A 22,248-nucleotide genomic window follows, 5' to 3' on the forward strand; every position below is an offset into this window, starting at 1 on the left:
GCGGCGCACCAGCCTCAGGCTACCCGCGTGTCCGCGGCCCGGCAGGGAGGCACGGTAGCCGTCGCAGGAGTCCCGGGCGTGAACCTTTAACGGCGCTTGAACAGCAGTTTGGGCAGTCCGGCCGGGACGGGGCGGCGGGTGGTGGCCGGGGTGGGCAGCGGCCGGGCGGCGTGCGGGCCGTCCGGCATCGCCCCCGGGCGCTCGGTCAGCGGCCCGACCGGCTCCAGCCGCAGCACCCGGCACTCGCGGGCCCAGCGGGCGGTGATGGCGTCGGTGTCGGGCGCGTTCAGCCGCTTTCCCTTGAGCTCCTCGACGGCGCCCCGCCAGGCCTCGCTGTCCGGGGCCGGCTCGACGACCCGGGCGTTCCAGCCGGTGAGCCGGCCGCCCTTGTCCTTGCTGCGGACGGTCACCACGGCCCCCGCGCCGGGCTCCAGGCCGTGCAGCGGCTGCTCGCCGCCCCCGCCGACCACCACGACCGCACCGTCGTGCCAGGCGTGCCACAGCGGCCGGGCGTGCTCCTGCCCGTCCGCGCGCACCCAGAGCAGGCCGGACTTCTTCGCGGCCTCCTCCAGCAGGGCCTGGTCGAGGAAGTCGTCGGCGGTCGCGGCGGCGGGCGTACGGTCCATGGCGGACAGCGTACGGCCACCGGGGGCCCGCCCGGAGGGGCGGTGGGCGGGCCCGGGCGTCTCAGCCCCCGGGCGACAGTTCCTTCGCGCCGCCACGGGCCTTACGGTATGACCGGCCCCGACCCCGCGACCAGCAAGGAGCGCCGTGCCCGCCGCCCGGTCCGCGACCGCCCCCTCCGCCGCCCCCGTGACCGCCGAACCGGGGCCGGCGCACCCGCTCCCCACCCTCGACCTGCTGCTGCTCGCCGTCTCGATCGGCGGCATCTCGCTGTCCGGCCCGCTGATCAGCGCCACCGCCGCGCCCGCGCTGGCGATCGCCTTCTGGCGCAACGTCATGTCGGTCGGCGTCCTCGGCCCGTACGCGCTGCTGCGCCACCGCGCCGAGCTGCGCGGCATCGGCCGCCGGGCGCTGCTGCTCGCGGTGGCCGCCGGGGTGCTGCTCGCCGTGCACTTCGCGCTCTGGATGCCGAGCCTGCGGATGACCTCGGTGGCCTCGGCCACCGCGCTGGTCACCACCACCCCGCTGTGGACCATCCTGCTGATGCGGCTGATGGGCGTCCGGGCGCCGCGGGCGGTCTGGGCCGGCACCGTCGTCGCCTTCGCCGGCGTGCTGGTGCTGACCGGCGTGGACCTCTCGCTCTCGCCGCGCGCGCTGCTCGGCGACGCGCTCGCGCTCGCCGCGGGCCTGGCCTCGGCCGGGTACGTGCTGCTGGGCGCCGAGGTCCGCCGGACCGTCAGCACCACCGCGTACACGCTGGTCTGCTACACCACCACGTCGGTGGTGCTGCTGGGGGCCTGCCTGGCCGCCGGGACGCCGCTGGCCGGGTGGACGGCCGGGGTGTGGTGGCAGATCGTGCTGCTGATGGTCGCCGCCCAGCTGCTCGGCCACTCGCTGAGCAACCGGGTGGTGCGCAGCCTCGGGCCGTCCGTCACCTCCACCGCGATCCTGCTGGAGACCCCGGGCGCGGCGCTGATCGCCGCCCTCTGGCTGGGGCAGTGGCCCCCGGCGGCCGCCTACCCGGCGGTGGTGCTGATCCTGCTGGGCCTGGTGCTGGTCGCCCGCGGCGGGCGCGGGTAGCCGTCAGAGCCAGCCGTTGCGGCGGAAGCCCCGGTACATCCCGAAGCAGATCAGCACGATCGCGCCGAGCACCGTGGGGTAGCCGTACTTGTGGTGCAGCTCGGGCATGTGCTCGAAGTTCATGCCGTAGACACCGGTGATCATGGTGGGAACCGCGAAGATCGCCGCCCAGGCGGTGATCTTGCGCATGTCCTCGTTCTGCGCCACCGAGACCTGCGCCAGGTTGGCCTGGAGCAGCGAGTTCAGCAGCTCGTCGAAGCCGTGCACCTGCTCGGCGACCCGGGCCAGGTGGTCGGCGACGTCCCGGAAGTACTTCTGGATGTCCGGGTCGACCAGCCGCTGGAGCGGCTCGGACAGCTGCTGCATCGGGCGCAGCAGCGGCACCACGGCGCGCTTGAACTCCAGCACCTCGCGCTTGAGCTGGTAGACCCGGCCGACGTCGGCGCTGCGCCCGCCCTTGGCCGAGAAGACGCCGTACTCGATCTCGTCCACGTCGTTCTGGAGCCGCTCGGCGACCAGCAGGTAGTTGTCCACGACGTGGTCGGCGATCGCGTGCAGCACCGCTGCCGGGCCCTTGGCGAGCAGCCCGGCCTCGTCCGCGTCGGCCTCCAGCCGGTGGCGCAGCTCCTGCAGCGAGCCGTGGCCGCCGTGCCGGACGGTGATCACGAAGTCCCGGCCGGCGAAGACCATCAGCTCGCCGGTCTCCACCACCTCGCTGGTGGGCGTGAGCTGGTCGTGCTCGACGTAGCGGATGGTCTTGAAGACGGCGAACAGCACGTCGTCGTAGCGCTCGACCTTCGGCCGCTGGTGGGCGTGCACCGCGTCCTCGACCGCGAGCGGGTGCAGGCCGAAGCGCTGGGCGATCCCCTCGAACTCGGCCTCGGTCGGCTCGTGCAGCCCGATCCAGCTGAACGAGCCCTCGCCCTCCGGGAGTTGGTGGGCCGCCTTGACCCGGCGGGCGGCCTCGCGCGGGCTGCACGTCTCGCCCCTGCGCCTGCCGTGCTGGTAGACCGCGCAGTCCACCACCGCCGAACCGGCGTCCTCGGGCAGGGCGTCGTAGACGCCGGCCGCGCCGCGGCGGCGGTTGGTGCGGACGGCGGCGCGCAGGCTGTTGATCATCGACATGGCAGGCTCCCAGAGGCAGGAGCCGTCGCGCGGCGGCGCGTCAGGAAGAACGTTCGGCCGCGGTACGACGGCGGAGAACACCGGTGGAACGGGGGATGAGAGTGCTCTCCCGGCCGGTCCGTCCGCCGTGAGGCCTGCGCTCGGGGCTACCGCGGCTGGATCAGCCGATCGGGCCGGCGGGGCGCGGGGTACGGGGAAGTCGGGGCCGGGCAGAGCTGCCGGTACTGCATGGTCGGCCGGTATCCACCGCAACCACCTCCTTCGCGCCGCCGCCCCGGGACGAACGGTCCCGGTGGCCAGTCGCTCACCCTAACATCCGACCGGGCGTCGAGGCCGACCGGGACCCGGAGGTTTCCGAAGGCTTTACGGGATCCTGGTGCCCGCAGGCGCCCGCAGCCTGCCCGCACGCGGCCCGGGCACCCCCGGGGGGTTACGCTCACCGGCATGGCGCACGACTTCCCGCTCTTCGGCGACCCCCACGGCGGCAGCTCCCCTGAGCTCTCCCGGGAGGCGGTGCTGGCCGCCGTCGAGGCCCGGCTGGTCTCCACCTTCGGCGAGCCGGGCGGGCGCGCCGCGGTCACCTTCCTCGGTGCCGACCGGATCGAGGTGCTGCGCTTCGGCCCGGACGCCGAGGGCCTGGTGCGCTACGCGACGCTCGGCATGTCCGCCGCGCCGATGGCCGACCCGGCCTCACCGGTCGCCGACCAGCTGCGCGGCCCGCGCGTCGAGCTGGTGCTGACCGTCCGGGGCGGGCGCGACAGCGTGCTGCGCACCCTGGCCACCTTCGCCGCCACCCCGCAGGTCGAGGGCCTGGTGGTGGCCCCCGGCGGCTCGCTGGACCTCGGCGCCCCGCTCTGGGACGGCGCGCCCTTCACCTCGGTGCTCGCGGCCGAACCGGGCGGCCTGGTCGAGGACTTGGAGCTGGCCGAGCCGGCCGAGCCGGTCCGCTTCCTGCCGCTGCTGCCGATGACGCCCAACGAGGCGGGCTGGAAGCGGGTGCACGGTGCGGCCGCGCTCCGGGAGCGCTGGCTCGACCAGGGCACCGACCTGCGCGACCCGGAGCGGCGCGGCGTCCGGCTGGACTGAGGGGCGCCCGCTCGGGCCGGGGGCGTTGTCGAAGTGCCGTCCGGCCCGGGCGCGTTCAGCGCTCGACCGGCCGCGCGCCGGTGGCCTGCGCCAGCAGCGCCCCGTACACCTCGGGGTCGGTGGTGTGCTCGCCGAGCCGTACGGTCTTGCGGGTGCCGTGGTAGTCGCTGGAGCCGGTGACCAGCAGGCCGAGCTCGTCGGCGAGTCCGCGCAGCCGCGCCCTGGTCTCCTCGTCGTGGTCGGTGTGGTCGACCTCCAGCCCGGCGAGGCCCGCCGCCGCGAGGTCGGCGATCACCTGGTCGGAGACCGTCCGGCCGCGCTTGACCGCGCCCGGGTGGGCGAACACCGGCACCCCGCCGGCCGCCCGGACCAGCCGGACCGCGGTGACCGGATCGGTCTCGTGCTTGCGGACGTCCGCCCGCCCGCCGTTGGCCAGCCAGTCGGCGGTGAAGGCGTCCGAGACGGTGGCCACCACGCCCGCCTCGACCAGCGCGCTGGCGATGTGCGGCCGGCCGACCGAGCCGGCCCCGGCGATCCGCTGCACCTGCTCCCAGCTGATCTCCGCGCCGAGCTCCCGGCAGCGCTCCACGATCGCCCGCCCGCGCCGGAACCGGTCGGTGCGCACCAGGTCCCGCTCGCGCGCGAACTCCGGCTCCGCGGGGTCGAACAGGTACGCCAGCAGGTGCAGGCTGATGCCGTCCACGGCGCAGGACAGCTCGGCGCCCGGGACGACGGCCAGCCGGGAGCCCTCCGGCAGCGCGCGCACCGCCTCGGCGGCCTCGGCGTGGCCGGCCACGGTGTCGTGGTCGGTCAGCGCGACGACGTCGAGGCCCGCGGCGACGGCCGCCGCGACCAGCTCGGCCGGGCTGTCGGTGCCGTCGGAGGCGTTGCTGTGGGCGTGCAGGTCGATGCGCACGGGTCGGGCTCCTGGGGCTCGTGGGTGCGGCCCAGGATAGGACAGCGGTCGGCGGCCGTGGAGGGCCGTCGGCCCCTCAGCCGAGCAGCCGGGGGGAGAGCGCCCCGCAGGGCAGCAGCTCCAGCTCGGCGCCGGCGTCGCGCAGGTCGGTGAGCACCAGCTCGTCGTACGTCACCAGCGCGGACTGCTCGGGCCAGGCGACGGCCCAGAGCCAGAGCCCGCGGGCCTCGCCGACGAACACCGCGCGGTCGGCCGGGGCGTCGGGGACGTGGAACATCGGAGTGGGGCGCCCGGCGGCCATCAGCTTGGTGTCGGCCGGCTTGTAGAGGCCGACGGAGTCGCCCGGGTCGGGGCCGGGCAGTCCCGCGTAGCGGGCGCCGAGTCCGACCCCCAGCTCCTCGGCGACCAGCACCAGCTCGCCGAAGCCGCCGAGCGGGGCGGGCCCGGAGCAGGCGACGGCGGTGGCCCGGGCGCCCGAGACGTCGTCGCCGACGTGGGCGATGCCGGTGTAGAGCCAGCCGACCGGCAGCGGCCAGGGCAGCCAGACCGGGACCTGGGAGCGGGCGACGGCGACGCCGAGGGCCTCCACGCTCGGCGGCAGCACCGGCTGTGTCGGGTGCACGGCTCCGTGCCGGTCGCACTGCCAGGTGTCTGAGAACAGACCGGGGGCGCGGACCCGACCGGCGCACCTCGGGCAGCTTGGCTCGCCCCTCATAGCCGTCAACGCTCCTCCCTCCGGACCGCCGCGTCAAGGACGATCACCCGTACGGAGGGCTCGGCGGAACCTGTCGGTGGCGGACGCCCGAACCGGCGCTGGGTGGGCGCGGCGCGGGCGGTTCCCGTTGGGGGATGTCCCGTCCCGGGCGGTGGCAAACGTCCCGGGCGCCGGTCCCGGACGCACTGACGCCCCGTCATCGGCGAATGCGGTGACGGGGCGTCAGTCGGGTATCGGAACGTCCGGATCGGACGCTCCCGGCTCGTCGGCGGCGGGTGGGGCCTCCCGGTCGGAGGGGCCGCGCAGGGTCAGACGGTCGGGCACGGGCGGATGAGCAGGCGCTCGCCGGTGCGGGCGGCGGCCTCGACGACCTCGCGCACGGTGGCGGCGTCGGCGATCAGACGGTCGGCGGCGGAGCCGTTGGCATCGTCGAGCCGGACGATCTCGAAGCGCATGGTCTTCGTCATGGGCGTCTCCTTTCCTGGCCCCGCGGGGCGGGGCGGTCGCGGCTGAGTCGGTATCAGCCCTTTCGGGGTCCTGCGGATCCGGCGCTGGGGCCGGACCGGGCGGGTCGTCGCGCGTTCGGCGGTCTGCTGCGGCAAGGGCTCCCCCTGCTTGCCTGGTGCGTCCAGTGCCTCGTGAACCACGGTGCCGTGACGGTGCTACCGGGGCGTTGCCCGTCCGTGACGTCCGGGTTTCCGGTGATCGGTGCCGGAGTGGAGGCCGGCGAAGATTCCCGGACAGAATCAAAGATTACCGTAACTAACGAATTTTGTCCTGTGTTGAAGGCGGTCGAAGTTCCAGAAGTGGTACAGACCACTTTGGGTGGATTCGGGGAACCGTGCGGGGCCGGCCCGCGTCCGTGCGGGGCCGCCTCAGGCCCAGAACGCGGCCAGCGCCCCGGCCGTGGCGGCCGGCTGCTCGGCGTTGGGGGAGTGGCCGGCGTCGGGGACCACCACCCGGCGGGCACCCAGGCGCTCGGCCATCGCGGTCTGCTCCGGGACCGGCCAGGCGTGGTCCCGCACCCCGGACAGCACCAGCAGCGGCAGCCCGGCGGTGGCGGCGGCCAGCTCCGCCACCCGGTCCGGTGCGGTCACCAGGTGGCGGCCGGTGACGGACAGCGCCCGCGGCACGTTGGCCAGCCAGCGGCGGTGCAGGAACCGCTCGACGGCCGGCTCCAGGGGCGGCCGCGGCTGCCCGCCGCGGGCCTCCAGCTGCCGCATGAGCTGCCAGATCCGCTCCAGGTCCAGCTCCCGCAGGGCGTCCAGCAGCAGTTCGGTACGGGCCGCCTCGGCCGGGTCGATCGCGCCCGGGCCGGTGGACACCAGGGTCAGCGAACGCCAGGGCAGCGGGCCCTCGGAGGCCGCGGCGAGCACCGCCTCGCGCACCACCTGGCCGCCGAAGGAGTGCCCCACCAGGTGCAGGGGGGCGCCCTCGGCCGCCAGTGCGGCGGTGAGCGCCCGGACGTCCGCGCCGAGCGCCCCGACGCCGTACGCCGCCGGGTCGTCCGGGCCGCCGGTCTGGTACTGCCCGCGCTGGTCCACGGCCGTCACCCGGTAGCCGGCGGCCGCCAGCGGCTCCAGCAGCCCGATGAAGTCCTCCTTGCTGCCGGTGAAGCCCGGCACCAGCAGCGCCGCGCCGCGCACCGGCCCGGCCGGCTCCGCCCGCAGCGCCGCGAACTCCCCGCGCCCGGTCGCCACCCGCTCGGCCCGCGCGCACCGGGGCAGGGTGAGGAACGGCGGCGTGCTCATGGGCTGTTCTCCCTGCTGTGCTGTGCGGCGGCTCCCCGAGCCTAGCTAGCTAGGGCGTGCCGGGCAGGTCGGGCATGCGGGGCGTTGCGGGTGCACCCCGGCACGCCCGAGGGGGCGGGCCGGGCCGGGTGGCCTGGCCCGCCCCCTCGGGGCGGCGGGGAGCCGTCAGCTCTCCGGGGTGGTCTCCACGGGCGCGGCCGCCTTGCGGGTGCGGGTGCGCTTGCGCGGGGCCGGGACCTCGGCGGCGGGCTCGGCGGCCTCGGCGGCCGGGGCCTGCGGGGCGGTCTCGGCGACGGCCTTCGGCTTGCGGGCGCGGGTGGCCTTCTTGGCGGGGGCCGGGGCCTCGACGGTCTCGGCCGTGGCCTCGGCAGCGGCCTCGACGGCCTCCGCCTTCGGCTTGCGGGTGCGGGTGGCCTTCTTGGCGGGGGCCGGGGCCTCGACGGTCTCGGCCGTGGCCTCGGCAGCGGCCTCGACGGCCTCCGCCTTCGGCTTGCGGGCCCGGGTCGCCTTCTTCGCCGGGGCCGGGGCCTCGGCGACCGTCTCCACGGCGGCGGCCTCGGCGACCGGGGCGGCGGCCTCGGCGGCCTCCGCCTTCGGCTTGCGGGTCCGGGTGCGGGTGGCCTTCTTCGCCGGGGCCGGGGCCTCGGCGAGCGGGGCAGCGACCGCCTCGACGGCGGCCTCCACGACCGCGGCGGCCTCGGCCACAGCGGCCTCGGCGACCGGCGTCGCCTCGACCGCCGCGGCGGCCTCGCCCGCGGCGGCACCGCCGCGCGAGCGACGGCGGCGGCGGCGCGGCGCGGCCTCGCCCTCGGTGCCCTCGACGGCCGGGGCCGCCGCGGCGGCCTCGGTCACGGCGCCAGCGGCCTCGCCCTCGGCGCCGACCACCGCGCCCCGGCGGGTACGGCGGCGCTCACGGTTGCGGCGAGGCTTCTGCTCCTCCGCCTCGGCCGCACCGGCACCGGTGTCCGGACGGCCGGAGCCGCCCTGGCCGCCCTGCCCGGGGCGGCCGCCGCGGCCGCCGCGGCCCGTGCGGGCGCCGCGTCCACCGGTCTCGCCGAGGTCCTCGACCTCCTCCGCGCCCAGCCCGGCGCGGGTGCGCTCCGAGCGCGGCAGGACACCCTTGGTGCCCGGCGCGATCTTCAGCAGCTCGAACAGGTGCGCCGAGGTGGAGTAGGTCTCCTCCGGGTCGTTGAACGGCAGGTCCAGCGCCTTGTTGATCAGCTGCCAGCGCGGGATGTCGTCCCAGTCGACCAGGGTGACGGCGGTGCCGGAGGCGCCGGCCCGGCCGGTGCGGCCGATCCGGTGGAGGTAGGTCTTCTCGTCCTCGGGGCACTGGTAGTTGACGACGTGGGTGACGCCCTCGACGTCGATGCCGCGGGCCGCCACGTCGGTGCAGACCAGGACGTCGACCTTGCCGTTGCGGAAGGCCCGCAGGGCCTGCTCGCGGGCGCCCTGGCCGAGGTCGCCGTGGACGGCGCCGGCCGCGAAGCCGCGCTGGGTCAGCTGATCGGAGACGTCGGCGGCGGTGCGCTTGGTGCGGCAGAAGATCATCGCCAGCCCGCGGCCCTCGGCCTGGAGGATGCGCGAGACCATCTCGACCTTGTCCAGCGAGTGCGCGCGGAAGATGTGCTGCTCGATGTTGGCGACGGTCGCGCCGGTGTCGTCCGGGGCGGCGGCCCGGATGTGGGTGGGCTGGCTCATGTACCGGCGGGCGAGGTTGATCACCTGGCCCGGCATGGTGGCCGAGAACAGCAGGGTCTGCCGCTTGGCCGGCAGCATGGTGATGATCTTCTCGACGTCCGGCAGGAAGCCGAGGTCGAGCATCTCGTCGGCCTCGTCCAGGACCAGCGCGCGGACCTTCGACAGGTTCAGCTTCTTCTGCCCGGCCAGGTCCAGCAGCCGGCCCGGGGTGCCGACCACGATGTCGACGCCCTTGGTGAGCGCCTCCACCTGCGGCTCGTACGCCCGGCCGCCGTAGACGGCGAGGACGCGCACGTCGCGCACCTTGCCGGCGGTCTGGAGGTCGTTGGTGACCTGGGTGCACAGCTCGCGGGTCGGGACGACGATCAGCGCCTGGGGGAAGTCGGAGAGCTGGTCGGCGGTGGCCCGGCCGGCGTCCACGTCGGCGCGCACGATGGCGCGCTCGATCAGCGGGAGGCCGAAGCCGAGGGTCTTGCCGGTGCCGGTCTTGGCCTGGCCGATGACGTCGTGGCCGGTCAGCGCGACCGGCAGGGTCATCTCCTGGATGGGGAAGGGGTGGACGATGCCGACGGCCTCGAGCGCCTCGGCGGTCTCCGGGAGGATCCCCAGTTCCCGGAACGTCGTCTTGGTGGGTTCAGCGGTGGTGGACAGGGTGCTGCCTCTTCCGTGTGGAGGGGCCGAGAGCGAGCGGCGGGCGGGCAGCCGCGCGGCTGCCTGGGGGCCTGGGCGGCCCTGGTACAGCTGCGCGGACGCACAACCGCGCCGGTCCCTGCGGCCGGCCGGTGCGCGCTGCCCGGTGCGGGGCGCGTCGCCGGCGGCGTCGGGGAGGATTCCCGTGAGGGACCTGCGCGGGACCTCCGCCTCGGGGCGTGGTCTCGGCGGCCCTCGCTCGGCCACTGATGCGGTGCCAAGGCTTGAAGTCCAAGCCATGGTCGGAGCCGATCGGCTCTCCGACCGGGCATCCGCGTACGTGAGTACCCGTGCCTCCGGTGCGGACACGTCCGGTTGGACGGTGCCGCTACGGAGGGCTCGCGCGGGGTACCGAGACGGCGGTGACTCCATGCGAACACGACGGGCTCCGTACCACCATACAGTCAGGCGACGAGTCGAACACGTGACGCGTCCGACATTGCCCCCGGCAACTGCCGCCGGGACGTCCGGTCCGGCCGGTCACCCGGGGGCGCCCGGCGCCGGTCAGCGGGGTGCCGGGGGCGTGGCGGGACTAAGGTTGCGGGTCATGGAGAACCATGGTGGGACGCAGGACGCGACGGGCGGCTCGATCGGCGACTGGGCCGCGTGCTCGGCCGATCCCGGCTACCGGGCGGCGGTGCTGGACCTGCTCGGCGCGCTCGCGTACGGCGAGCTGAGCGCCTTCGAACGGCTCGCCGAGGACGCCAAGCTGGCGCCCGACCTCGCCGACAAGGCGGCGCTGGCCCGGATGGCCTCCGCCGAGTTCCAGCACTACCAGCGGCTGCACGACCGGCTCGCCGAGGTCGGCGCCGACCCGCAGGAGGCGATGCGGCCGTTCGTCGAGCCGCTGGAGCTGTTCCACCGGATGACGGCGCCCTCGGACTGGCTGGAGGGCCTGGTCAAGGCCTACGTCGGCGACGCCATCGCGACCGACTTCTACCGCGAGGTGGCCGTCCGGCTGGACGACGACACCCGCGACCTGGTGCTGGGCGTCATGTCGGACACCGGCCACGCCCAGTTCGCCGTCGACAAGGTCCGCCAGGCGATCGAGGCCGACCCGCGGGCCGGGGGCCGCCTCGCATTGTGGGGCCGGCGGCTGATGGGCGAGGCGCTCAGCCAGGCCCAGCGGGTGGTCGCCGAGCGCGACGCGCTGTCCAACCTGCTGGTCGGCGGCGTCCGGGTGCAGGGCTTCGACCTCGTCGAGGTCGGCAAGATGTTCAACCGGATCACCGAGGCCCACACCAAGCGGATGGCCGCCCTGGGCCTGGCCTCCTAAGAGGCCTCAGGCCGCCCGGTGCCGCCGCGCCGCGCGGTGGGCGCCGGGCCGGTGCGGGTGGTGCCGGTGCGCCGGGGCGCGCCCGGCGGCGAGGTCGGGCCGGGCCAGCAGCGAGGTGAGCACGCCCGAGGCCACCGCCGCGGCCGCGACGGAGACCGCCGGCTGCCGCCCGTCCACGCCGAAGTGCGCGACCACCCCGCCGACCAGCGCCGCCGCCAGTGCGGTGCCCATGGTCATGGCCCGGGAGGCCCGGAAGTACGCGGGCAGGCCCAGCAGGGCGGCGCCGCCCGTGACCAGGCCGACGAGGGCGAAGGCGATCGACTCGACCAGCAAGGCTGCCTCCCGGGGGAACGGGCGTGCGGCACCGTCGCCGCACCCTCCGCCGTACCCCGCCCCGTCCGGTCGTACACACGCCGGTGCCCCGCTCCCTCGCGGGAACGGGGCACCGGACGATGCCGAGCGGCGGCGCCTCAGAGGGTGCCGAAGCCGACCTTGCGGACGGTCTGTTCGCCGATCTCCACGTACGCCAGGCGCTCGGCCGGGACGATGATGCGACGGCCGTGCTCGTCGGCGAGCGCGAAGATCTTCTCCGAGCCCTCCAGGGCCTTCGCGACCGCGCTCTGGACCTCATCGGCAGTCTGCGAGCTCTCGATCACGATCTCGCGCGGCGCGTTCTGCACGCCGATCTTGACCTCCACGGCTTCCGTCCCTCCGGGGTTGCAGCCTCCACGCACGGGCACCGGACCGCCTGGGACAAGCGTTCGCGGCGACCGCGCCGTACGGCTTCACCATAGAGCACGGGATCCCCGGCCCGGCGAAGGTCGGCGGATCAGCCCTGGTGGGCGGAGCCCTCGCCGGACTGCTCGCCCGGGTGCATCGGGAAGCCCTTGAGACCGCGCCAGGACAGGCTGGCGACCAGCCGGACGGCCTCGTCGCGCGGGATCGCCAGGCCCTGGGAGAGCCAGTAGCGGGCGGTGATCTGGGCCAGGCCGCAGACGCCGGCGGCGAGCAGCTTGGACTCCGCCTCGGGCAGGTCGGTGTCCTCCTGGATCACCTTGCTGACGAGCGTCGCGCTCGCCTCGGAGGCCCGCTCGACCCGCTCGCGCACGGCCGGCTCGTTGGTCAGGTCCGACTCGAAGACCAGCCGGAAGGCACCCGACTCGCTGGAGACGTAGTTGAAGTACGCCTCCATGGTGTTCGCCACCCGCTGCTTGTTGTCGGTCGTCGCCGACAGCGCCTCGCGGGTCGACTCGACCAGGGCGTCGCAGTGCTTGTCCAGCAGCGCCAGGTAGAGCTCCAGCTTCCCGGGGAAGTGCTGGTAGAGCACGGGCTTGCTGACCCCGGCGCGGTCGGCGATGTCGTCCATGGCGGCCGCGTGGTAGCCCTGCGCGACGAACACCTCCTGGGCGGCACCGAGCAGTTGTTCACGGCGGGCGCTTCGCGGCAGGCGGGCACCGCGCGGGCGCTCCTGCGCCTCCTGGATGGCCGTCACGGCGCTCCTCACTTCAAGGTCTGTTCGCGGCTGGCGGGACGGCCGATTCTACTTTTCGGTAACCGCGCCCGCGTTCGGCGAAGGCGAGAAAAGACGGTCGGCCGGTTGTCAGGAGCCCACAATACGGCGCTGACCTCGGCCTCGGCAGTGGTGGGACGCAGGCCGTCGACGGCCGGACCGCCCCCGGGGTCCCGGCTCCGGCTCACTACCATCGTCCACCATGAGCAGCGCTGAGCAGCAGGTACGTACGGTCGAGGTCCCCGGCGCGGTGCTCGCGGTGCACCGCCCCGCCACCGGCGGCGCCGCCGACGGGCGCGAGCCCGGGCTCTTCGTGCACGGCCTCGGCGGCTCGGCCGCCAACTGGGAGGTCCTGATGGGGCGGCTCTCCGGCCGGATCGACGGCGAGGCCGTGGACCTGCCCGGCTTCGGCCGCTCCCAGCCGCCCGCCGACGGCAACCTCGGCGTCTCCGGCCACGTCCGCGCGGTGATCGGCTACCTGGAGGCCTCCGGCCGCGGCCCCGTCCACCTGTTCGGCAACTCGCTCGGCGGCGCCGTCTCCGTCCGGCTGGCGGCCCTGCGCCCGGACCTGGTGCGCAGCCTGACCCTCGTCTCCCCGGCGCTGCCCGAGCTGCCCCCGCAGCGCTCCGCCTGGTCCACCGGCCTGCTCGCGGTGCCCGGGGTGCCCGCGCTGATGCGTCGGCTGTCCGCGGGCGGGCGCGACGTCGAGGCGGCCACCGCGGACCTGCTGCGGCTGGTGTACGGCGACCCGGAGGCGCTGAGCCCGGAGACCCGGGCGCAGGCGGTGGCCGAGTACCGGCGCCGGCTGGAGGTGCCGCACGCGATGCAGGCGCTCGTCGGCTCGGCCCGCGGCATCGTCTCGGCGTACACCGAGCGCGGCGACCAGGCGCTGTGGCGGCAGGCCGAGCAGGTCCGGGCGCCGGTGCTGCTGGTGTACGGGCTGCGCGACAAGCTGGTCTCCTACCGCTCGGCCCGCCGCGCCTGCGCGGCCTTCCCGGACGCCCGGCTGCTGGTGCTGCCGGAGTCCGGGCACGTCGCGATGATGGAGCACCCCGACGCGGTGGCCCGCGCCGTGCGGGAGCTGATCGGGGACCGCGCCGCCTGAGCGCCCACGGCGGCCCGGCCGCGCGCGCGGGCGGGGGCGCGCGGGCGGCCGCCCATACCGTCCGGTAACGGCCCGGTTCGGGCCGAGGTCACGTCGGTTCACTCGTTCAGGTGGCAGGCAGGCATGTGACCGATGGAACGGCCCGGGCCGGTCCTACCTTTCTGCTGTCGGACCGAACAGGTGTGGGGGAGTCGCGGCCGCCGGAGGAACCGGTGGGCGGCCACGGTCGAGAGTCCCGGCGGGTCGGGCCCGGCCGCCGGAGCGGGCACAGACCCGGGGGGAACGGCACGCGGCACGTCCGCGGCCGGGCCCCTCCGGCCCGCCGCACCGGGCACCGCGGGCGCCGGCCCGGCCCGGCTCCCCCGCCCGGACCGTCCCCGCCGCGCCCCGGGGGCCGCCCGGGCCCCCGGAAACCCGTCGATCCGTCCGCGATCCCGCCCAGTGAATCCACTCTGCCCCGGAGGTCTCCCGTGCGCGTTGCCCTGCTCACCGAGGGTGCCCGTCCGCATCCCCAGCGTGGTACCGGAGGCTGGTGCGACCGGCTGGTCGAGGGCCTGCCGGAGCACGGATTCGAGCGGTACCTGCTCACCGGGCGTGAGCCGGGGGCGGCCGAGCGGCTCCCGCCCGCCTGGCGCGGCGCCCACGCGCTGGTGCTGGGGGGCCGCCCGCCGGGCGGGCGCTGCCCGGGGGCGCGGTCCAGACGCCGGTACGCCGAGGCGTACGAGCACCTGGTGCGGGCGCTGGTGCTGCCCGGCGAGCGGGCGGGCTTCGGGCCCGGCCTGTACCGGCTGGCGGCGCTCGCCCGCCGGGACGGCACGCTGCCCGCCTTCCTGGCCTCCGCGCCCGCCCGCCGGCTGCTGGAGCGGACCTGGCGGCTGCCCGGCGCCGACACCCCGGCCGGGCAGCCGCTGGTGTGCGACGTGCTGGTCGCGGCGGACCTGCTGGAGCAGTGCCTGCGCCCGCTGTCCGCGCCCTGGTACGGCACCGGCCCCGGCGGCCTGGGCGCGGCCGACCTGTGCCACGTGGTCGGCGGCGGCCCGGCCGCGCTGCCCGCCCTGCTGGCCCGGCAGCTGCACGGGGTGCCGTTCGTGGTCACCGAGCACGGCCTGCACCTGCGCGAGCAGTACCTCGGCCACCGCGGGGCGCCGTACCGCCGGCCGGTCCGTGCGCTGCTGCTGTCCTTCTTCCGGGCGCTCACCGAGGAGACGTACCGGCAGGCCGCGATACTCACCCCCGGCAGTGCCCACGACCAGCAGTGGCAGCGCCGCTGCGGCGCCGACCCGGCCCGTACCCGGGTGGTGTACGAGGGCACGCCGGCGGTGGACCGGCCGGCCGCAGGGCCGGAGCCCGCGGTGCCGACCCTGGTGTGGGCGGGCGCCCTGGAGCCGGGCCGGGACCCGGAGCTCGCGCTGCACGCCTTCGCGCTGGTCCGCGCCGAGCTGCCGGGCGCCCGGCTGGTGGTGTACGGGGAGGAGGCGGTGCCCGGCTACCGGGCGCACTGCGCGGCGGTGGCCGAACGGCTCGGCGCGGCCCCGGCGGTGGACTTCGCGGGGCGGCCCGGCTCGCTCGCCGGGGCCTGGGAGTCGGGCACCGTGGCGGTGTTCTCGGGGCTGTCCCAGCGCAGCCCCCGGCTGCTCGCGGACGCGCTGCTGAGCGGCCGGGCGGTGGTCTCCACCGATGTCGGGGTGGCCCGCGAGGTGGTCGGGCCGACCGGGCTGCTGGTGCCCGCCCGCGACCCGCGCGCCCTGGCCGGCGCCTGCCTGGCGCTGCTGCGCGACGAGGAGCGGCGGGGGCGGCTCGGACTGGCGGGGCGGCTGCGGGCGCAGGAACGCTTCGCCGTGGAACCGGTGATCGGCGCCTTCCGGGAGATCTACCTGGAGCTGGTGTCGCAGTACCCGGCCTTCCCCGGCGGCGGCGAGGCCGTGCCCGCGCCGCGGCCCTTCGCGCGCCCCGCGGAGTACTGGCTGGCCGACGGGCGGGGCGGCGGCGCCCCACCGGACAGGGACACCCCGCAGGACAAGGACACCCCGCAGGACACCGGCGCCCCGCAGGACGGCGGTACCGGCCGGGACGGCGCGCGGGAGCGGGCCGGGCGGCGCCCGGCCGAGCTCGCGGAGGCCCGCTGATGCCGCGCGGCCCCCTGCCCGGCGGCAGCGCGGACCCGGTGCGCGAGCTGATGGCGGAGCACCGGGAGCTGTGCGAGCGCGCCGTCCACCCGCTGGAGATCGCCGCCGGGCTGGAGGAGGCCGGGCTGGGCCCGGACGCCGCCGCCCGCTGCCGGCACGCCGACCTGTTCGCGCTGGCCGAGGAGCTGTACGCCCGGGTGCCGCGCCGCCCGGCGCCGCCCGCGCCGCAGCCGCAGCGCCCGCGGCCGGACGGCGCCGGGGCCCGGGCCGCGCTGACCGCCGCCGCGCTGGCCGCGCTGCCCTGCGCCGGCGCGGCCGCCCTCGGCCAGCGCTGGCCGGTGCTGCTGACCGCCGCCGCCCCGCTGGTGCTGCTGCCCGCGCTGACCGCCCCGGCCCCGGCCGAGCCCGGCCCGCCCTGCCCCGGGCCGCTCCGCCCGCCCGCGGCGCTGGGGCCGTGGCCGGCGCCCCGGCCGTACCGCGGCTCGCGGCTGCGCCCGGCGGCGCTGGGCCACGGGCTGGGCCTGGCCGCGCTGCTGCTGCTCCCGCCCGCCGTGTCGGGCGCGGCCCGGCCGACGGCCGTCGCGCTGGTACTGGCGGCGGCGGTGTCCGTCGGGGCGGCGGAGCGGACGGCCCGCTGGTACCGCCAGGTCGGCCGGGGCCACCTGGGCGCGGCGGCCACCCTGGCCGAGTTCCGGGCCCGGATGCGGCCGGTGCTGCCGGTCGCGCTGGCGCTGTACCTGGTGGTGCTCGGGGTGCTGAGCTTCGCCGCGCTGGCGGTGCTGGCCGTCGTCGGGCCGCGCCCCGGGCCCGGCCACGGCGGCGGGCTGCTGCACCTGGCGGCCGAGCGGGCCGGCCCCGCGGCCTGGGCGGCGCAGGCCGTGCTGGGCCTGCTGCTGGTGCTGCCGGTGCTGCTGGCGCGGTGCGGCCGGGCGGCGGCCGCCGCGGCGGGGGCCTCGGCCGGGGCCGCCGCGGTGGTGGGCCCGCTGGCCCTGGGGCGCTCCGCCCCGGAGGCCTGGCTGTTCGGCGGCGGCGTCGCGGCGGTGCTGTTGGTGTACGCCGCGGCGGTGCTCGGCCGGGCGGGCTCGCACCGCTGAGCGCCGTCCGCCGCCGACACCTCCCGTTCGACCTCTGACGGGGCCCGGTTCACGGTCCCCGCCCCCGTCCCGTTCGTTGGACTTCGTTGAATCCGTTCCGCCAGGTCGTCCCGAGCTGGCTTCGTGGAAGGACGCCCCCGATGAGGGTGCTGCTGCTGGGCGCCGACGGCTTCATCGGCCGCCGGGTCACCGACCGTCTGCTGATGGACCAGGAGTTGCAGGTGACGGTGCTCGGCCGGCGCGACTCGGCCGACATCCGCTTCGACCTGACCACCGGGAGCCCGGGCGCGCTGGCCCGCTTCCTGGACGCGGTCGCGCCGCAGGTGGTGATCAACTGCGCGGGTGCCACCTACGGCAGCTCGCGCACCCTGATCCGGTCGAACACGCTGGCCGTCGCGACCGTCTGCGAGGCGATCCGGCGCAGCCGGGAGCCGGCCCGGCTGGTGCACGTCGGCTCGGCCGCCGAGTACGGGCCGGTGCCCGGCGGGGTGCCGGTGTCCGAGCAGGCCGAGCCGCGTCCGGTCGGACCGTACGGGGTCTCCAAGCTGGCCGGGACCGAGCTGGTGCTGGCCTCCGGGCTGGACGCGGCGGTGCTGCGGGTGTTCGACGTGGTGGGCCCGGGGGCGCCGACCGCCTCGCTGTTCGGGCGGCTGGCCGAGGGGCTGCGGCGGGCCCTGGAGCGGGACGAGCACCAGGTGCGGATGCCGGACCTCTCCGGGTACCGGGACTTCGTGGACGTGCGCGACGTCGCGCGGGCGATCCAGGCGGCCGCCGTCTCGGCCGCCACCGGGGTGGTCAACATCGGCAGCGGGCACGCCGTCCGGGCCCGGGACGCGGCCCAGCTGCTGGTGCGGGCCTCGGGCTTCGAGGGGCAGATCGTCGAGGAGAACCGGCCGGTGCTGCTGCCCGCGCAGGCCGCCGGGGCGGGCGACCACCTGCCCGGCCACCTGCCGGGCCACCACCTGCCCGGGCACCGGCCGGAGGGGCACCGGCCGGAGGGGCGGCCGGCGCCGGGGGAGCCGGTGCCGTGGCGGCAGGCGGACGTGCGCACCGCCCGGGACCGTCTCGGATGGCGGACGCAGGTGCCGCTGGAGGAGTCGCTGGGCGACGTCTGGCTGGAGACCGCCTGCCGGGTGTGAGCGCCGGCGCGCGGCCGCCCCGCGCCCGTCAACCACGGGCCCGGGGCGCCTTCCGGGGGTCCGCCGAGGGTTCCACGATCCGGTGCCGCCCGTCTCGCCCATCGGACGCGCTGTCTCGGAATACCGCGGGGGCGTGACACTGTTGGCCTAGACAGCCACCCGAGTGGCGGAGCAACAACCCCGCGCCGAGGTTGGCCCTGGCCATCCGAACAAGACCCATCGGAGTCCCCGTGTCGTTGCCACCCCTGGTCGAGCCGGCCGACGAGCTCACCGTTGACGAGGTCCGCCGGTACTCCCGCCACCTGATCATCCCGGACGTGGGCATGGCGGGGCAGAAGCGGCTGAAGAACGCCAAGGTGCTGTGCGTCGGCGCCGGCGGCCTCGGCTCGCCGGCCCTGCTCTACCTGGCCGCCGCCGGTGTCGGCACCCTGGGCATCGTCGAGTTCGACGTGGTCGACGAGTCGAACCTGCAGCGCCAGGTGATCCACGGCCAGTCGGACGTCGGCCGTTCCAAGGCGGAGTCGGCCCGGGACTCGGTCAAGGAGATCAACCCGTACGTCGACGTGGTGCTGCACGAGGAGCGCCTCGACAACTCCAACGTCATGGAGATCTTCTCCGGCTACGACCTGATCGTGGACGGCACGGACAACTTCGCCACCCGCTACCTGGTGAACGACGCCGCGGTGCTGCTGGGCAAGCCGTACGTGTGGGGCTCGATCTACCGCTTCGACGGCCAGGCCAGCGTGTTCTGGGCCGAGCACGGCCCCTGCTACCGCTGCCTGTACCCGGAGGCCCCGCCGCCGGGCATGGTCCCCTCCTGCGCCGAGGGCGGCGTGCTGGGCGTGCTGTGCGCGTCCATCGGCTCGATCCAGGTCAACGAGGCGATCAAGCTGCTGGCCGGCATCGGGGACCCGCTGGTCGGCCGACTGATGATCTACGACGCCCTGGAGATGAACTACCGCCAGGTGAAGGTCCGCAAGGACCCGAACTGCGCCGTCTGCGGCGAGAACCCGACGGTCACCGAGCTGATCGACTACGAGGCCTTCTGCGGCGTCGTGTCGGAGGAGGCCCAGGCCGCCGCCGCCGGGTCGACCATCACCTCGCAGCAGCTCAAGCAGTGGCAGGACGACGAGGAGGACATCTACCTCATCGACGTCCGCGAGCCCGGCGAGTACGAGATCGTCAACATCCCCGGTGCGGTGCTGATCCCGAAGAACGAGTTCCTGATGGGCGACGCGCTGGAGAAGCTGCCGCAGGACCGGAAGATCGTGCTGCACTGCAAGTCCGGGGTGCGCTCGGCCGAGGTGCTGGCCGTGGTGAAGGCCGCCGGCTTCGCCAACGCCGTGCACCTGGGCGGCGGCGTGCTGGGCTGGGTGAACCAGATCGAGCCGCACAAGCCGGTCTACTAGGAGCGACACCGCAGAAGGGCCCGTCCCGGGTGGGGCGGGCCCTTCTCCGTGTGTCCGGGGCGACCTAGAGCGCGTTCCTGCGCTGGAGCACGTTGTAGGCGATCCAGCCGGGGAGCACCGGCAGCCAGAAGGTGAGCGCCCGGTAGAGGAAGACCGCCGGGGTGGCGACCGCCGGGGAGACGTCCGCGACGGTCAGGGCGCCGATCAGGGCCACCTCGACCGGGCCGATGCCGCCGGGGGTGGGGATCGCGGAGCCGGCCGCGTTGGCGGTCAGGAAGACCACCGCGACGGCCGAGAAGCTGACGTCGCCGCCGAAGGCCTGCACCGAGAAGTCCAGGCAGGCGGTGAAGGAGAGGGTCAGCAGCAGGATGCCGCCGAAGCCGGTGACCAGCTTGCTGGGCGTCTGCATCAGGTCGAGCATCCGCGGCACCACACCGAAGAACAGCGAGCGCAGCCGGCCCAGCACGAACCGGCGCAGCGGCGCGACGGCGGCCACCACCAGGGCGAGCACCGCCGCGGACAGCACGCCGATGATCACCGCGCGGGAGGCGGAGAGGTCCCCGTTGGTCTGGCTGCCGGTGATCAGGCCGAAGCTGAACAGCAGCAGCAGGTGCCCGGCCAGGCCCGCCAGCTGGGAGGCGCCGACCGAGGCCACCGCCTGCCCGGAGCGGATCCCGGCCTTCTGCAGGTAGCGGGTGTTGAGCGCGATGCCGCCGATCGCGGCGGGGGCGACCAGCTTGACGAAGGAGCCGGCCAGCTGGGCGGCGACGGTGCGCCGGAACGGCAGCCGCTCGGGGACGAAGCCGGTCAGGCTCATCGAGGCGGCGACGTAGCTGAAGGCGGCGGCGAGCAGGGCGGCCGCGGCCCAGGCCCAGTTCATCTGGGAGAGCTTCAGCTGGGCGGGCTTGATGGTGGTCAGCGCCAGGTAGGCGGCGAAGGTGAGCGCGATCACCATGATCAGGCTCTTCGGCTTCAGCCGTTCCAGCTTGGCCGGGGCCATCGGGGCCTCCGGGGCGATCTGGAGGATCTGGCCGCGGATGCGGCTCAGCAGGTCCTCGCCCGCCGCCGCGATGTCCTCCTCGGCCTGCTCCTGGGTGCGCTCGCCGGCCGCGACCTGCTCCAGTGCCCGGGCCCGGGCGGCGGCCTTGCGCTCCTTGGTGAGCTTGGCGAGGTCGACCCGGGTGGAGCGGCTCATCCCGACCGGCTGGAGCAGCGGCAGCGCCTGGGCCACCCGCTCGGCGCCGAGCACCGCGTTGGCGGTGGCGACGGCGCGCTCCGGGCCGATCCGCAGCGCGAAGGTGGTGAGCAGCTGGGCGACGTCGATCCGCAGGGTCAGGTCGGTGGCGGCGATGTCGCCGCCGGAGAGGTTGACCAGGCAGCCCGTCCGCTCGTCCACCACCAGCAGGGACTCGCCGGTGAGCCGGCGGTGGGCGATCCGGCGCTCGTGCAGGGCGGCCACCGACTGCCAGACCGAGGCCATCACCTGGTCGGTGACCTCCTCGTCGGCCAGCTCGTCCAGGGTGCGGCCCTCGACGTTCTCGTACACCAGGATCGCGGCGTCCGGGCCGAGCTCGGAGGTGGCGACCAGCTGCGGCGCGCGGGCGCCCGAGGCGGCCGCCGCGTACGCGATCAGGGCCTCCTGCTCCAGTGCCTGGCGCAGCGACTGGGGGCTGCGGCGCACCGCGACCGAGCGCAGCCGCAGCCGCCGCCAGGCCCGGTAGAAGAAGCCGGAGGCCTGCTGTTCGCGGTCGATGATGTGCACGTCCAGCGGGGGGCCGCCCTGCTGGGTGACGTGGTAGCGGCGGGTGCCGCCGGGGGCGTCGGGGGCGCGCACGGCTCCGGCCGGGGTGAAGCCGACCTTGCGCAGGCCGATCATCAGGTGCTGGCCGGTGGGCCGGATGTTGGGGGAGCCGATCGCGTACAGCGTGCCGTAGGCGACGGACCAGCCGATCAGCACGGTGAGCATCAGCGACAGCGGGGTGGTGTAGCCGCCGAGCAGCTCGGTGCCCCCGCTGAAGACCACCACCACCCACAGGGCGACCCGCCAGCGCGGTCTGCTCGACATGCCGACGGCGGTCATGTAGGCGATCACCGGGGCGAGGTAGCCGTGCACCGGGTCGGTGAGGGTGCCGTTGCTGTCCATCGGCAGCCTGGTCAGCGCGTCCCGGATGTGCTCGGAGGCGCCCTCGGCCACCCACCAGTCGATGCCGAGCGAGACGCCGTACGCCAGCACCGAGGCGAGCACGCCGTCGGCGACCCTCAGGCCGTCGCGTTTGATCAGCCGCTCGACGGCGAAGGCCAGCGGTACGGCGAGCACCGCGACGCTGGACATCAGGCCGGTGATGGTGGAGAACACCGCGGAGAAGTGCGGCGCGTTGGAGGCGATGTCCTGCTCGATGCCGGTGGTGGTCGAGGTGGCGATGCCGGCCAGCACGAAGACGGCGACGATGCCGAGGACGCCGGCCAGGAAGCGGATCAGGTCGGACGGGCGGTGCGCGCGGGCGGCGAGCAGCGGCTCGTCGACGTCCAGGTGCGGGGCCTCGTCCGTCGGGTCGTGGTCGACGGCGGGGGGCGGTGCGTCGGGGGGCGGCGCGGCGGGGGCGGGCTGCGGGGCGCCGGCGGTCCCGGCCGGGGGCGGGCCGGGCTGTCCGGGGGCCTTCGCGGGGGCAGGGGTCTTGATCGTCCGGTCCTTGATCAGGGAGACTTCCGGCGTCGGCCCCGTTCCGGGCCGGCCCTCGTCCCCGCTCCCGGGCGCCGGCGGCACGGCGGCAGCGGACTCGTCGGAGTCCTTGTCCACGCCCACGTCAGCCGTCCCGGTCATCTGGTCTTGTCCTCGTATCACCACTCACCGCCCCGGAAGATGGTGGCATGCCCCGGGCTCCCGTGCGGGACAGGGGGCGG

Annotated in this window: 19 protein-coding genes; 8 read left to right on the forward strand and 11 right to left on the reverse strand. The window is 75.8% G+C overall.

Going from position 1 to position 22,248, the window contains the following annotated elements:
* Positions 1-86: 86 nt before the first annotated feature.
* A complete protein-coding gene (locus tag ACH5AR_RS25540; RefSeq protein WP_396303827.1) occupies positions 87-626 on the reverse strand; it encodes a hypothetical protein in 540 nt (179 codons plus the stop codon).
* 145 nt (positions 627-771) lie between these two features.
* On the opposite strand from ACH5AR_RS25540, the gene ACH5AR_RS25545 reads away from it, so the two are divergent.
* Entirely contained in the window at positions 772-1,704 is a 933-nt protein-coding gene (locus ACH5AR_RS25545) for a DMT family transporter (RefSeq protein ID WP_396303828.1), read from the forward strand.
* Positions 1,705-1,707: 3 nt separating this feature from the next.
* On the opposite strand, the gene corA is transcribed toward ACH5AR_RS25545, so the two are convergent.
* Positions 1,708-2,829, reverse strand: a complete 1,122-nt coding sequence (gene corA, locus ACH5AR_RS25550) for a magnesium/cobalt transporter CorA (RefSeq protein WP_396303829.1) — start codon at positions 2,827-2,829, stop codon at positions 1,708-1,710.
* A gap of 444 nt (positions 2,830-3,273) precedes the next feature.
* Here corA and ACH5AR_RS25555 point away from each other — a divergent pair, with 444 nt between their 5' ends.
* Positions 3,274-3,915, forward strand: coding sequence for a suppressor of fused domain protein (locus ACH5AR_RS25555; protein WP_396303830.1), 642 nt, complete (start codon positions 3,274-3,276; stop codon positions 3,913-3,915).
* 55 nt (positions 3,916-3,970) lie between these two features.
* Here ACH5AR_RS25555 and ACH5AR_RS25560 read toward each other — a convergent pair whose 3' ends face one another.
* From ACH5AR_RS25560 to ACH5AR_RS25580, 5 genes are all read right to left on the reverse strand, one after another.
* Positions 3,971-4,831 (reverse strand): PHP domain-containing protein, encoded by an 861-nt coding sequence (locus ACH5AR_RS25560; protein WP_396303831.1) that lies wholly within the window; start codon positions 4,829-4,831, stop codon positions 3,971-3,973.
* A 76-nt stretch (positions 4,832-4,907) separates the two neighbouring features.
* A complete protein-coding gene (locus ACH5AR_RS25565; RefSeq protein ID WP_396303832.1) occupies positions 4,908-5,546 on the reverse strand; it encodes a DUF6758 family protein in 639 nt (212 codons plus the stop codon).
* 308 nt (positions 5,547-5,854) lie between these two features.
* On the reverse strand, positions 5,855-6,013 hold the full coding sequence (locus tag ACH5AR_RS25570) for a hypothetical protein (RefSeq protein WP_396303922.1): 159 nt from the start codon (positions 6,011-6,013) through the stop codon (positions 5,855-5,857).
* Between the two features lie 408 nt (positions 6,014-6,421).
* Positions 6,422-7,297, reverse strand: coding sequence for an alpha/beta fold hydrolase (locus ACH5AR_RS25575; RefSeq protein WP_396303833.1), 876 nt, complete (start codon positions 7,295-7,297; stop codon positions 6,422-6,424).
* Positions 7,298-7,462: 165 nt separating this feature from the next.
* A complete protein-coding gene (locus tag ACH5AR_RS25580; protein ID WP_396303834.1) occupies positions 7,463-9,535 on the reverse strand; it encodes a DEAD/DEAH box helicase in 2,073 nt (690 codons plus the stop codon).
* A 700-nt stretch (positions 9,536-10,235) separates the two neighbouring features.
* Between ACH5AR_RS25580 and ACH5AR_RS25585 the strand changes: the two genes are divergently transcribed.
* Complete coding sequence (locus tag ACH5AR_RS25585) at positions 10,236-10,964, forward strand: ferritin-like fold-containing protein (protein ID WP_396303835.1); 729 nt, start codon at positions 10,236-10,238, stop codon at positions 10,962-10,964.
* Between the two features lie 6 nt (positions 10,965-10,970).
* Here the strand turns inward: ACH5AR_RS25585 and ACH5AR_RS25590 are convergent, their stop codons facing one another.
* The 3 genes from ACH5AR_RS25590 to ACH5AR_RS25600 all read right to left on the reverse strand — a co-directional run bounded on the left by ACH5AR_RS25590 (position 10,971) and on the right by ACH5AR_RS25600 (position 12,456).
* Complete coding sequence (locus tag ACH5AR_RS25590; RefSeq protein WP_396303836.1) at positions 10,971-11,297, reverse strand: hypothetical protein; 327 nt, start codon at positions 11,295-11,297, stop codon at positions 10,971-10,973.
* Positions 11,298-11,434: 137 nt separating this feature from the next.
* Complete coding sequence (locus tag ACH5AR_RS25595; RefSeq protein ID WP_396303837.1) at positions 11,435-11,662, reverse strand: DUF3107 domain-containing protein; 228 nt, start codon at positions 11,660-11,662, stop codon at positions 11,435-11,437.
* Between the two features lie 131 nt (positions 11,663-11,793).
* Positions 11,794-12,456 carry a TetR/AcrR family transcriptional regulator gene (locus ACH5AR_RS25600; RefSeq protein ID WP_396303838.1) on the reverse strand — a complete coding sequence of 221 codons (663 nt, stop codon included), beginning with the start codon at positions 12,454-12,456 and terminating at the stop codon, positions 11,794-11,796.
* A gap of 220 nt (positions 12,457-12,676) precedes the next feature.
* Between ACH5AR_RS25600 and ACH5AR_RS25605 the strand changes: the two genes are divergently transcribed.
* From ACH5AR_RS25605 to moeZ, 5 genes are all read left to right on the forward strand, one after another.
* On the forward strand, positions 12,677-13,579 hold the full coding sequence (locus ACH5AR_RS25605) for an alpha/beta fold hydrolase (protein WP_396303839.1): 903 nt from the start codon (positions 12,677-12,679) through the stop codon (positions 13,577-13,579).
* Positions 13,580-14,049: 470 nt separating this feature from the next.
* Positions 14,050-15,705 carry a DUF3492 domain-containing protein gene (locus ACH5AR_RS25610; RefSeq protein ID WP_396303840.1) on the forward strand — a complete coding sequence of 552 codons (1,656 nt, stop codon included), beginning with the start codon at positions 14,050-14,052 and terminating at the stop codon, positions 15,703-15,705.
* Positions 15,705-16,799: a hypothetical protein gene (locus ACH5AR_RS25615; RefSeq protein WP_396303841.1), complete on the forward strand. Its 1,095-nt coding sequence runs from the start codon at positions 15,705-15,707 to the stop codon at positions 16,797-16,799. The genes ACH5AR_RS25610 and ACH5AR_RS25615 overlap by 1 nt, the downstream gene beginning before the upstream one ends.
* Positions 16,800-16,939: 140 nt before the next feature.
* Positions 16,940-17,938, forward strand: coding sequence for an NAD-dependent epimerase/dehydratase family protein (locus ACH5AR_RS25620; protein WP_396303842.1), 999 nt, complete (start codon positions 16,940-16,942; stop codon positions 17,936-17,938).
* A 230-nt stretch (positions 17,939-18,168) separates the two neighbouring features.
* Entirely contained in the window at positions 18,169-19,347 is a 1,179-nt protein-coding gene (gene moeZ / locus ACH5AR_RS25625; RefSeq protein WP_396303843.1) for an adenylyltransferase/sulfurtransferase MoeZ, read from the forward strand.
* Positions 19,348-19,411: 64 nt separating this feature from the next.
* Here the strand turns inward: moeZ and ACH5AR_RS25630 are convergent, their stop codons facing one another.
* Positions 19,412-22,168, reverse strand: coding sequence for a flippase-like domain-containing protein (locus ACH5AR_RS25630; RefSeq protein WP_396303844.1), 2,757 nt, complete (start codon positions 22,166-22,168; stop codon positions 19,412-19,414).
* Positions 22,169-22,248 lie beyond the last annotated feature (80 nt).

The sequence above is a fragment of the Kitasatospora sp. NPDC018619 genome, from assembly GCF_044391605.1.
Classification (GTDB): Bacteria; Actinomycetota; Actinomycetes; order Streptomycetales; family Streptomycetaceae; genus Kitasatospora.